At 60.1% G+C, this 11,805-nt stretch carries 11 protein-coding genes; 2 read left to right on the top strand and 9 right to left on the bottom strand.

Annotated features, from left to right (window positions below; all coding sequences use genetic code 11):
* Nucleotides 1-41: 41 nt before the first annotated feature.
* From HZ993_RS07120 to HZ993_RS07105, 4 genes are all read right to left on the bottom strand, one after another.
* The gene (locus HZ993_RS07120; RefSeq protein ID WP_209396551.1) at nucleotides 42-404 is read right to left on the bottom strand and encodes a ribonuclease E inhibitor RraB; all 363 of its coding nucleotides are present in this window, start codon (nucleotides 402-404) and stop codon (nucleotides 42-44) included.
* A 247-nt stretch (nucleotides 405-651) separates the two neighbouring features.
* Nucleotides 652-1,905, bottom strand: coding sequence for an EAL and HDOD domain-containing protein (locus HZ993_RS07115; protein WP_209396550.1), 1,254 nt, complete (start codon nucleotides 1,903-1,905; stop codon nucleotides 652-654).
* Nucleotides 1,906-1,926: 21 nt separating this feature from the next.
* Complete coding sequence (locus HZ993_RS07110; RefSeq protein ID WP_209396549.1) at nucleotides 1,927-4,521, bottom strand: EAL domain-containing protein; 2,595 nt, start codon at nucleotides 4,519-4,521, stop codon at nucleotides 1,927-1,929.
* 187 nt (nucleotides 4,522-4,708) lie between these two features.
* A complete protein-coding gene (locus tag HZ993_RS07105) occupies nucleotides 4,709-5,515 on the bottom strand; it encodes a ferritin-like domain-containing protein (RefSeq protein ID WP_209396548.1) in 807 nt (268 codons plus the stop codon).
* A 49-nt stretch (nucleotides 5,516-5,564) separates the two neighbouring features.
* On the opposite strand from HZ993_RS07105, the gene HZ993_RS07100 reads away from it, so the two are divergent.
* Nucleotides 5,565-6,089, top strand: a complete 525-nt coding sequence (locus HZ993_RS07100) for a gamma carbonic anhydrase family protein (protein ID WP_209396547.1) — start codon at nucleotides 5,565-5,567, stop codon at nucleotides 6,087-6,089.
* A gap of 17 nt (nucleotides 6,090-6,106) precedes the next feature.
* The gene (locus HZ993_RS07095) at nucleotides 6,107-7,099 is read left to right on the top strand and encodes an Hsp33 family molecular chaperone HslO (protein ID WP_209396546.1); all 993 of its coding nucleotides are present in this window, start codon (nucleotides 6,107-6,109) and stop codon (nucleotides 7,097-7,099) included.
* Here the strand turns inward: HZ993_RS07095 and HZ993_RS07090 are convergent.
* From HZ993_RS07090 to HZ993_RS07070, 5 genes are all read right to left on the bottom strand, one after another.
* The gene (locus HZ993_RS07090) at nucleotides 7,085-7,540 is read right to left on the bottom strand and encodes a hypothetical protein (RefSeq protein WP_209396545.1); all 456 of its coding nucleotides are present in this window, start codon (nucleotides 7,538-7,540) and stop codon (nucleotides 7,085-7,087) included. The genes HZ993_RS07095 and HZ993_RS07090 overlap by 15 nt on opposite strands.
* Nucleotides 7,537-7,812, bottom strand: coding sequence for a septum formation initiator family protein (locus tag HZ993_RS07085; protein ID WP_209396544.1), 276 nt, complete (start codon nucleotides 7,810-7,812; stop codon nucleotides 7,537-7,539). The genes HZ993_RS07090 and HZ993_RS07085 overlap by 4 nt, the downstream gene beginning before the upstream one ends.
* Before the next feature lie 24 nt (nucleotides 7,813-7,836).
* Entirely contained in the window at nucleotides 7,837-9,120 is a 1,284-nt protein-coding gene (gene eno, locus HZ993_RS07080; RefSeq protein ID WP_209396543.1) for a phosphopyruvate hydratase, read from the bottom strand.
* A gap of 105 nt (nucleotides 9,121-9,225) precedes the next feature.
* Complete coding sequence (gene kdsA, locus HZ993_RS07075; RefSeq protein ID WP_209396542.1) at nucleotides 9,226-10,083, bottom strand: 3-deoxy-8-phosphooctulonate synthase; 858 nt, start codon at nucleotides 10,081-10,083, stop codon at nucleotides 9,226-9,228.
* 1 nt (nucleotide 10,084) lies between these two features.
* Nucleotides 10,085-11,752 (bottom strand): CTP synthase, encoded by a 1,668-nt coding sequence (locus tag HZ993_RS07070; RefSeq protein WP_209396541.1) that lies wholly within the window; start codon nucleotides 11,750-11,752, stop codon nucleotides 10,085-10,087.
* Nucleotides 11,753-11,805 lie beyond the last annotated feature (53 nt).

The raw sequence follows: 11,805 nt of genomic DNA, 5'->3' as shown, positions 1-11,805 counted from the left end.
CACGGATGAACGTCTCCGCCCCGATGCGGAGGCCACACTGCCTATTGAAGAGTAACTTCCGTTGATATTGGTCCAACGTCCATACCGTCATAGCTTGCAAGCTCGTATGCTTCCGCCAATGCATAGAGTTGTTGGTTTCTGTCGTTGAGTGATTCCACCGTATGCACCTCTTCCTTTTCAAGATGAAGGAAGAAATATTCATCTTCGCCATCGTCAAGCTTGGGTATGAACATATCCACGTACCGGTAGCCTTGGGCTTCAAGAATTGGTACTAGATCTTTCAATTTATTGGCTGATGCGTCTGTAAAGAAGTAGCCCCACAACATGGGGCCATCAATCGACCATTTCGTATTCTCCCGAATGTTGTTAAACATTTGCTGAAGCGTTTCAAGTGTGATCATCATTAGTCAGAAAGTAGGGTGTCTATGTCGCCGGTTTTGCTTTGATTTCTAGTCCAAAAGGGGGCAGAGCAGTTGGACGTCCGCATCCGCCCCACTCTTGATTTTTTGCGTCATTGTTCAAACCACCCACCGCCGCTGAGTTTGGGGTCGGGGTCCGCGCCGATTTGTGGGCATTTGACACCATGAGGCGCGGGCCCCGGCCCCAAACTCAACCGCCACTGTCAGAGCCTGACGACAAACAAGGCAGACCCTAAACCCCCATAGATTCCGCCCAAGCCAGCGACTGCACATGCGCCCAGTTGACCTGTCCATCACTCAAGCCCAACTGTGTGGCGCTGCGGGCAAAGGCTTCGTCGTCACCGGTCTCACAGGCCAGCGTCAACTCCAAAAAAGGTGCCAGCGGGCCGGTGCGTGTCAGCAGTGCGTGTGTCACGGATTCGGGTAGGGCCACGGTGGCCAGGGCGGATTCCATTGACATACCCAGCATGGTGTCCAGCAGCGAGAACACACCCACCACAAAGGCGTTGTCACATTCCTCGGGCGGCAGCAGCTCTGCGGCCAGCAACTCCATTAGCCTGCCACGCGCCACGGCCGTGGTGCCCACGGCTGGGGGCAAGTCGCCACCCTGTGATGTGGTCAGCAACAACGCCGCCCACTTGAACAAACGGTTCAGGCCCAGCAGCATGACCGCGTGTTTGAAAGACGTGACCTCCGAGCGCATACCAAAGCCGGCCGAGTTGATGAAGCGCAGCAGGTTGAACGAGAGCGTGGGGTCGCGCTTGAGCACCTCTTCTATCTCGGCCGTACTGGCCTGTTTGCGCACCAGGTTGATAAGCTGCAGGATCACGGCCTGCGCCGGGCGTACTGACTGCCCTTGCACCAGCACGGGCTTGGCAAACCAAAAACCCTGGAACAAGCCCACACCCAGATCACTGACCATGGTGTGTTGGGCCGGGGTTTCCACTTTTTCGGCGATCAGGCGTGCGCCCGACTTGGCCTGCGCCAGCTTGACAAACGAGCCTACCGATTGGGGGCGTATCACCGACAAATCAAACTTGATGAACGACGCCAAGGCCAGCCACGCGGCATACGGCTGTGTCAGCACCGAATAGTCAAACGCCAGCCGGAAACCCTGGCGCTGCAGGTCCTGCAAATGGGGCAGGCGGGTGGTGATCTGGTCTACGTCGGACACGGCCAACGGAGGCACCTCCAGCACCACCCGCTGGGGTGGCACCAGATCCAGATGGCCACCGGCCAGGCTGTCATGGGTGCAGTTGATAAATATGGTCTTGCTGCCTAGCGGTGACTCGCCACCCACTGCGCTCAATACGTTGAACAACAACTGCGCATCACTCGATGCAGTGTGGCCGTGTGCCAATGCAGAGCGGTCAAACAACTCATATCCGAAAACAGCGTGTTGCTGGTCCAGAATGGCCTGGTGCGCAAAGGCAAATGGCGACAGGGTCAGGGCGGGCGGTAGAGGAAGCGTCTGGGTCTCAGTCATGTTGGCAGTGGTGGCGTGTGATCACAGTGCAAGCAGCCTGCTTTCAAAATCTTGCAAGGGCATGGGCCTGCCCAGCAGGTAGCCCTGGTAGGCGTCACAGCCCTGGCTGTGCAGGTGGTCACGTTGGGCCTGTGTTTCCACCCCCTCGGCGATGACGGTCAACCCCAGCGCATGGCCCAGGGTGATGACCGCCAGCGCTATGGCCGCGTCATTGGGGTCGGTCATCAGGTCGCGCACAAAGGACTGGTCAATCTTGAGCTGGTCCAGCGGCAGGCGTTTGAGGTAAGACAGCGACGAATAGCCGGTGCCAAAGTCGTCCAAAGAGAAGCCCACGCCGCGGGCTTTGAGTGCCGTCATCTTGAGCGTGGTTTCTTCGATGTCGTTGACCAGCAGGCTCTCGGTCAGCTCCAGCTTGAGCCGTTTGGGGTCCACACCGGTGTAGCTGATCAGGTCCAGCACGTACTCCACAAAGTCGGGCTGCCTGAACTGGCGGGCGCTCACGTTCACAGCCAACGTCAGGTGTTGCATGTGGGTGTTTTTGGCCCACAGGGCCAGTTGGGTACAGGCGGTTTCCAGTACCCAGTTGCCCAGGGGCAAGATGAGTCCGGTGTCTTCGGCCAGTGGAATAAATTCGGCCGGTGACACCATACCCCGGATGGGGTGGGGCCAGCGCAGCAGCACCTCGGCACCCACGGTGCGGCCTTCGCGGTTGATTTGGGGCTGGTAATACAGCACGAACTCGCCTTTTAAGATGCCTTGGCGGATATCGTTTTCCATCTTCACGCGGGTGGTGATCACCGCCTGCATGGCAGGGTCAAAAAAGCGCAGGGTATTGCGCCCTGCCGACTTGGACTGGTACATGGCCAGATCGGCCTGTTTGAGCAGTTCGTCGGTGGACTGCTGGTGGTCGGAGTACAGCGTGATGCCTATGCTGGGTGTGATCTGGTAATCCAGCCCGGCCAGCTTGTAGGGCACGCTGATGGCGGCCAGTATCTTCTCGCCAATCATTTCGGCCTGTGCGGCGGCTTCTTCGCGGTTTTCGCTGAGTTCTTCGATCATGACCACAAACTCGTCGCCCCCCAGGCGGGCCACGGTGTCGCCCTGGCGCATGCAGGCGGTCAGGCGTTTGGCCACCTGTTGCAGTAGCAGGTCGCCCATGTCGTGACCCTGGGTGTCGTTCAGCGTCTTGAAGTTGTCCAAGTCAATAAACTGCAGGGCACCTATAAAACCACTGCGGCTGCTGATGGCCAGTGCCTGTCGCAGGCGGTCCACCATCAGCCGGCGGTTGGGCAGGTTGGTCAGCGGGTCGTAAAACGCCAGTTTGTTGATCTCTTCTTCAGACGATTTGCGCTGTGTCACGTTGCGGGACAACACAATGAAGCGGGTTTCACCGTTGGTGGTGCCCTGTTTGCGAGTCAGTGAAATCTCAAACCAGTAGTTGCCTTTGGAGGTCTCCAGCGCAAACTCGCGGCCTTCGGAGTGCCCCTGTTCGTTGGCCTCTTGCAGGGCAGCCATCACGGCGCGGGCAGCATCGGGCGGTAGTACGTCGGTTACCTTTTTGCCCAGAAAAAACTCGGCCGGCGGGAACGAGGTGTTGGACCGGGGCGCGTGGTAGTCGTGGTAGGTGCCGTCCAACCCCATTTCCAGCATGACGTCGGGTATGGCTTCCAGCGTGGCCTTGAGCTTGTTTTGCGACGCTGCTATTTCCAGTGTGCGCTGGGCGATCAGGCTCTCTTGCCCGCGTTCATGGGCCTTGAGTTTGACCAGCAGTTTGCTGGCATAGGCCAGCATCAGGCTGAATACCAGCGCAATGGCCGATTTGAGGATCAGGCCCGAGGTGTCGCCCCAGCCCCGCACGGGCGCCACACTGAGCGTCCATTGGCCGTTGGGCACGGTCAGGCTGCGCTCTACCGGCGACGGCGGCACGGTTTCGGAGCCTGCGATGGTCTCGCGCACGCCGGTGTCCGGGTTGATGCGCCACAGCGAATAGGCAATGCCGTTTTCCGCCATTTGGTGCAGCCGCACATTGGTCAGTGCCTGGGGGAAACGGATGACGGCATAGGTCAGCCCCCAGAACACGGGTTTGCCATCGGCGTCATCCAGAAAAATGGGTAGCCGGCCCACGGCGCCCAGGCCACCCTGCACCAGCTTCAAGGGCCCGGCCAGGGTGAGCTTGCCGGTGTCGCGGGCCATGCGTGCCTCGCGGCCCTGTTTGGGGTCGGTCAACTGGTTGAAGCCGATGGACTTTTCATTGCCCTCCAGCGGCGCCACGCGGCGTATGACACCACCGGGGCTCAGGCCCAGAATGGCCACACCGGGGTACCAGGGCAGCATTTCGGCGGCCACGCCTTCAAAGTCGGGCACATGGCCCTTGCCCTGGCGCACCATGGCCGCAATCGAGTAGGTGGCCGACAGGGCGCGCTCCATGGTGGTCTGGATGTCGTGCGCGTGGTCACTGGCCATGGCCTCCATGCGCATGCGCTCAGATGCCGTGTTGCGCTGCTCCAGCGTCCATACATAGGTACCGCTGGCCAGGGCCGCCAGCACAAACACAATCAGCGCGACCACCTTGGGGCTACCGTCATGCGGTTGGGCGCTGGCTTGCGGTGTACTCATCGTTTGTGGTTGGCAGCGGGTGGCTTGCGTTTGGTGTGCCGAGGGCGAGGTTTGTGGATTGTGCCTGTTGTACCCCTGCTTATGCACAAATAATGCCGCCACACCCCGCTTTCACCAAATCAGTATATGCAAAATATGGCCATAGCCCCCGTGAAATATAGTAAAGTTGCTACGCTATTCATAGCATCTACGTAGTTTCCCCGGTAGGCAGATCTGCCAGTTCTCGGTCTGTAAAACCCGCCAGTTTGCGCGCCACCAGGTTGAATGGGGGCTTGAGGCGGGGCGCCCCATGGCGCGCCGCCACGTCGGCGTAAAACGCCGTGGGGTCCAGGCCCTCGCGCTGGCATAGCCAGTGGTACCAGCGGTTGCCGATGGCCACGTGGCCCACTTCTTCGGCCAGGATGACGTCCAGAATCCCCACGGCGGCCAGCGCCTGCGGTGTGCCGACCTTGCGCAGCTTGGCCTGGATGATGGGAGTGGCGTCCAGCCCCCGCGCCTCCAGGGTGCGGGGCACCAGGGCCATGCGGGTGGTTACATCGTGGCGGGTGTTCTCACACATGGTCCACAGGCCATCGTGGGCGACAAAATCACCGTAGTCGTGGCCCTGCTCCAGCAAGTGGCCCCGCAGCATCGTGAAGTGTTTGGCCTCTTCCTGGGCCACCTGCAGCCAATCCTGGTAGTAGCTGGCGGGCATGCCGGCAAAGCGCCAGATGGCGTCCAGCGCCAGGTTGATGGCATTGAACTCGATGTGGGCGATGGAATGCACCAGCGCGCAATGGCCTTCCAGCGTAAAGGGCGAGCGCCGCGGCACCTGCTGGGGGTGCACCAGCGCTGGCAGGGCAGGGCGCCCGGGTGGGCCCGCGTAAGGTAGGTGTATGTCGCGGTCCAGCGCCTCTGGCGCGGTGGGGTCGTATTGGATAGCCGCCGTGGCGGCAGCCTTCTGTTGGGGGTCGGTGAGGCAAAAGGCCGCTAGGGCACGCTGACGGAGTTCCATACTTACAATTCTAGGTAAGAAGCTACGTCCCCCACTGCATAGGAAATCCATGGCCATTTACGAACTCGACACCATTGCCCCTCGCCTGGCAGACACTGCCTGGGTGGCCGACAGCGCCCAGGTGATGGGAAATGTGGAGCTGGCCGAAGACACCAGCATCTGGTTTGGCGCTGTGGTGCGGGGTGATACCGAAACCATCCGCATCGGCCGCGGCTCCAACATCCAGGATTGCAGCGTGTTGCATGCCGACATTGGCCAGCCACTGACCATCGGCGAAAACGTGACCGTGGGCCACCAGGTCATGCTGCATGGCTGCACCATTGGTGATGGGTCGCTGATCGGCATCGGTGCCGTGGTGCTCAACGGTGCCAAAATTGGCAAGGGCTGCATCGTGGGCGCGGGCTCTCTGGTGACTGAGGGCAAGGAGTTCCCCGACGGCTCCATGATCCTGGGCAGCCCCGCCAAGGCGGTGCGCGAGCTCTCCCAAACCCAGCAGGATGCGCTCAAGATGAGCGCCATCCACTACATAGAAAACGCCAAGCGCTTCCAGCGCGGCCTGAAAAAAATTGCCTGACGGCAGGGGAGCGCAACGTGTCTGAATTGCACAAGTTTTTATTCGATGGCCTGCCCGTGCGTGGCATGGTGGTGCGCCTGACCGACACCTGGATCGAAATCCTGCGCCGGCGCGCATCCAACACTACACACGGTGCTTATCCCGAGCCGGTGCGCGACATGCTGGGCGAGATGGTGGCCGCGGCCAGCCTGATGCAGGCCAATATCAAGTTTGATGGCGCCTTGGTGCTGCAGATATTTGGTGATGGCCCGGTCAAGCTGGCGGTGGTGGAGGTGCAGCCCGATCTGGCGCTGCGCGCTACGGCCACCGTGGTGGGCGAGGTGGCGGATGACGCCACGCTGAGCCAGATGGTCAATGTGGGCAACGAGGGTCGCTGCGCCATCACGCTGGACCCTACAACCAAATTCCCGGGCCAGCAGCCCTACCAGGGCGTGGTGCCGCTGTTTGACGACCGCCGCCACAAGATCGAAAAAATGAGCGCGGTGCTGGAGCACTACATGCTGCAGAGTGAACAGCTCGACACCACACTGGTGCTGGCTGCAGACGACAAAGTGGCCGCCGGCCTGTTGATCCAGCGTCTGCCCATGCAGGGCACGGACAATCTGTCGGGCAGCATGGTCAGCAAGGAAAACGAAGATGAGATTGGCCTGAACGAGCACTACAACCGCATCGCCATCTTGGCCAGCAGCCTCAAGCGGGAAGAGTTGCTGACGCTGGATGTGGACACCATTCTGCGCAGGTTGTTCTGGGAAGAATCGCTGACCCGGTTTGAACCGCTGGAGGGCGACACGGCACCGCGTTTTGCCTGCTCCTGCAGTCGCGAACGGGTGGGCCGCATGATTGTGAGCTTGGGGCGTGACGAGGCCGAAAGTATTCTGACGGAGCGCGCCGATATCGAAGTGGGGTGTGAATTCTGTGGTGTGCAGTACCGCTTTGATGCGGTGGATGCGGCCCAACTGTTTACCCCGCCAGAAGTGTTGCAGGACCCTGGTGGTTCATTGCCGCACTGAGCGGCTCGCGCCTACCAGGGCGCTGAACAGGCGGTGTTCACAATCGGCGTCGGAGCAGGTTTCGCAGTTCCAGTGCCAGCCGGACGCGGCCGTTGAAGGCCGCCTGGCCGAGTGCTTGCGGTGGTAGTCAATAGCCTGCAAAGCGCAATCGGTGCGGGCGTGTTCGCTGCCGTAGACCACGGCGTAGCTTATTGATTGGCTGCCCAGTGTGTGCCGCAAGCGGGTGTCGGCATGCAGCAAATCGGGATCGGTGTTGGCACGGTGGTGCTGCAGGTCCAGGCCCATCAGCAAGGTCAGATCGTAGGGGTGGGGCTGTTGCGGCGCACCTTCTTCGGAGACCGTGAAGGCCAGGGTGTCTGCATCCGCTTGTAGTGCCTGGCGCAATGCCTGCACCAGGGTCGTCTTGCCGGTGCCGGGGGCGCCCACCACTGCAATCTTCACTTGGCGATCTGCACGTAGATTTCGTTGGCCTTGACCATGCCCAACTCCGAGCGGGCCTTTTCTTCGACGATTTCCAGACCCTCGCGCAAGTCGTGGATTTCAGCGGCCACACGCTCGTTCGCGCGGGCCGCCTGGGCATTGCTTAGCTGTTGCTCGTCGAGTTTGCGCACCAAGAGCGAGACGTTGGGCACACTGCCCCTGCCAAACCATAACTGGCCGTGCAAGATCACCAGCAAGGCGATCAAGGCTGCAGGAACAATGCGCTTGCCCATCTAAACGGAAGGTTTCGCCGTGTTTTACTTGAGGTTATAAAACGCGGCGCGGCCAGGGTAGCTGGCCACATCACCCAAGTCTTCTTCTATGCGCAGCAACTGGTTGTACTTGGCCATGCGGTCCGAGCGGCTCAGCGAACCGGTCTTGATCTGACCCGCATTCATGCCCACAGCGATGTCGGCGATCGTGGAGTCTTCGGTTTCGCCCGAGCGGTGGCTGATGACGGCGGTGTAGCCCGCGCGCTTGGCCATCTCGATGGCTTCAAAGGTTTCGGTTAGCGTGCCGATCTGGTTGATCTTGATCAGGATGGAGTTGGCGATGCCCTTGTCAATGCCTTCCTTCAGGATCTTGGTGTTGGTGACGAACAGGTCGTCGCCCACAATCTGCACCTTCTTGCCCAGGCGATCGGTCAGCAGTTTCCATCCATCCCAGTCGCCTTCGGCCATGCCGTCTTCGATGCTGATGATGGGGTACTTGTCGACCCAGGTGGCCAGAATGTTGGTCCACTCTTCGGCGTTCAGGGTCAGGCCTTCGCCTTCCAGGTGGTACTTGCCGTCCTTGTAGAACTCGGATGCTGCGCAGTCCAGGCCCAGGGCGATTTGTTCACCAGCCACAAAACCGGCTTTGTCAATCGCTTCCAGAATCATCTGGATGGCCGCTTCGTGGTTGGCCACGTTGGGGGCAAAACCACCTTCGTCGCCCACGGCGGTGCTGATGCCCTTGTCGTGCAGGATTTTCTTCAGCGCGTGGAACACTTCGGCGCCGTAACGCAGGGCTTCGCGGAAGCTCGGTGCGCCCACGGGGATGATCATCAACTCTTGCAGGTCGAGGTTGTTGTTGGCGTGTTCACCACCGTTGATGACGTTCATCATGGGCACGGGCATGGACATGCGGCCCATGCCGCCAAAGTAGCGGTACAGGGGCAGGCCGGACTCTTCGGCGGCGGCACGGGCCACGGCCATGGACACAGCCAGCATCGCGTTGGCACCCAGGCGGCTCTTGTTGTCGGTGCCGTCCAGGTCGATCAGGGTCTTGTCCAGGAAGGCTTGCTCAGAAGCATCCAGGCCCAGCACGGCCTCGGAGATCTCGGTGTTGATATGTTCCACGGCCTTGAGCACGCCCTTGCCCAGGTAACGCTTCTTGTCGCCGTCGCGCAGCTCAATGGCTTCGCGGCTACCGGTCGATGCGCCGGATGGCACTGCGGCGCGGCCCATGGTGCCGGATTCCAGCAACACATCACATTCAACGGTTGGGTTACCGCGCGAATCCAGAATCTCGCGGCCTACGATATCAACAATGGCACTCATGCTTTATTTCCTAAGTTAAAAAAACGGTTGCGGGCGATTTTTGCATGGCTTGCTGCGCTGGAGCCGTCGGCCGTGCCGATTGTTCTCAGCTGGTAACCACGCAGGTCAGGCAGAAAAATGGTTCTCCAGAAAGCCATTCTTTTTGGTCACATGGTCCAGCGCGACCAGGGTTTCCAGCAGCGCCTTCATGTGTTTGAGGGGGACGGCATTGGGGCCGTCACACAGCGCGTTGGCCGGGTCAGGATGGGTTTCCATGAACAGGCCTGCGACGCCCACCGCAACGGCGGCGCGCGCCAACACGGGCACCATTTCGCGAACTCCACCACTGCTGGTGCCTTGTCCGCCTGGCAACTGCACCGAATGCGTGGCATCAAACACGATGGGGGCGCCGGTGTCACGCATGATGGCCAGCGAGCGCATGTCGCTGACCAGGTTGTTGTAGCCAAAGCTGGCACCCCGTTCGCAGGCCATGAAGTTGTCTTCGGAGAGGCCAGCGGCTTTCGCAGCGGCGCGCGCTTTGACGATGACGTTCTTCATGTCGCCGGGGGCCATGAATTGCCCCTTCTTGATGTTCACGGGCTTGCCGGACAACGCCACGGCGTGGATGAAATCGGTCTGCCGGCACAGAAGGGCTGGCGTCTGCAACACGTCCACCACCGGTGCGACCTGGGCGATCTGGTCTTCGCGGTGGATATCGGTGAGAACGGGGACGCCTATCTCGCGCCGGACCTTGGCAAGAATTTCGAGGCCCTTTTCCATCCCCAAGCCGCGGTAGGCCGTTTCGCTGGTTCGGTTGGCCTTGTCAAAACTGCTTTTGAAAATGAAAGGAATGCCCAAGCTGGAGGTGATTTCCTTCAGCGTCCCGGCGGCATCCATCTGCAATTGCTCGGATTCGACAACGCAGGGTCCTGCGATCAAAAAGAAGCGGTGTTCCAGTCCGATATCGAATCCGCAAAGCTTCATGTTAAGCAACCGCCTTTAAGTTTTTGCCCGCAGTCTGGTGGTCCAGCGCGGCCTTGATGAAGGCGTTGAACAGTGGGTGGCCGTTCCAGGGCGTGGACTTGAACTCGGGGTGAAACTGCACGCCGATGTACCAGGGGTGCGTGGCCTTGGGCAACTCCACCATTTCGGTCAGCTGCTCGCGCTGGGTCAGCGCAGAAATCACCAGACCGGCCTTGCGCAGCCCATCCAGGTAATGGACATTGGCCTCGTAACGGTGGCGGTGGCGTTCGGTGACCACGTCGCCATAAATCTCGTGCGCCAGCGTGTCCTTGGCCACATCGGAGCTTTGTGCGCCCAGGCGCATGGTGCCGCCCAGGTCGGAGTTTTTGTTGCGCGTCTTGATCGTGCCGTCGGCGTCTTTCCACTCGGTGATCAGCGCGATGACGGGGTTGGCGCAGTCGGGCTCAAACTCGGTGCTGTTGGCATCTTTAAGGCCAGCCACATGGCGGGCGAACTCGATAGTGGCCACTTGCATCCCTAGGCAGATGCCCAGGTAAGGCACCTTGTTTTCACGGGCAAAACGGGCCGCGCAAATCTTGCCTTCAATGCCGCGTTTGCCAAAACCACCGGGCACCAGCACCGCATCAAACTTGGCTAGACGCGAAACGCTGTCGGGGGTGATGGTTTCAGAGTCGATGTAGTCGATGCTGACCTTGACATGGTTTTTCATGCCAGCATGGCGCAGCGCCTCGTTCAACGATTTGTAGCTGTCGGAGAGGTCCACATACTTGCCGACCATGGCGATGCTGACTTCACCTTGCGGGTGCTCGGTCTCATAGACCAGATCGTCCCAGCGTTTGAGGTTCGCGGGTGGTGTGTTCAGACGCAGCTTGTCGCAGATCAGGCCGTCCAAGCCCTGCTCGTGCAACATGCGTGGCACCTTGTAGATGGTGTCCACATCCCACATCGATATAACGCCCCATTCGGGTACGTTGGAGAACAGTGAGATCTTGGAACGTTCTTCGTGCGGAATCGGGCGGTCGGCGCGGCACAACAAGGCATCGGCCTGGATGCCAATCTCGCGCAACTGCTTGGCCGTGTGTTGTGTGGGTTTGGTCTTCAGTTCACCCGCAGCCGCAATCCACGGCACATAACTCAGGTGCACAAAAGCACTGTTGTTGGGGCCGAGTTTCAGGCTCATCTGGCGCACGGCTTCCAGAAAGGGCAGGGACTCGATGTCACCCACGGTGCCGCCGATTTCGACAATGGCTACATCCACCGCATCAGGCTCGCCAAAACGCGCACCGCGTTTGACGAATTCCTGGATTTCATTGGTGACATGGGGGATGACCTGCACGGTCTTGCCCAGGTAGTCGCCGCGGCGCTCTTTGTCGAGCACACTTTTGTAGATCTGGCCGGTGGTGAAGTTGTTGGCCTTGCGCATGCGCGTTTCGATGAAACGCTCGTAGTGGCCCAAATCCAGATCCGTTTCTGCGCCGTCGTCGGTGACAAAAACTTCACCGTGCTGCAGGGGTGACATGGTGCCCGGATCGACGTTGAGGTAGGGGTCCAGCTTGATCAGGGTGACTGTTAGGCCCCGCGATTCCAGTATCGCAGCGAGGGAGGCTGAGGCGATTCCCTTGCCAAGGGAAGACACCACACCGCCGGTGACGAAGACAAATTTGGTCATGTCAGGGGGAGCTTGTAGGCTCAGGGAGGTGGTAAAGCGAGATTATACGTGTC

The organism is Rhodoferax sp. AJA081-3, assembly GCF_017798165.1.
In the GTDB taxonomy this organism is placed as follows: domain Bacteria; phylum Pseudomonadota; class Gammaproteobacteria; order Burkholderiales; family Burkholderiaceae_C; genus Allorhodoferax.
Note: the sequence above shows the minus strand (reverse complement) of the source record. Positions and strands in the feature narration are given on the sequence as shown.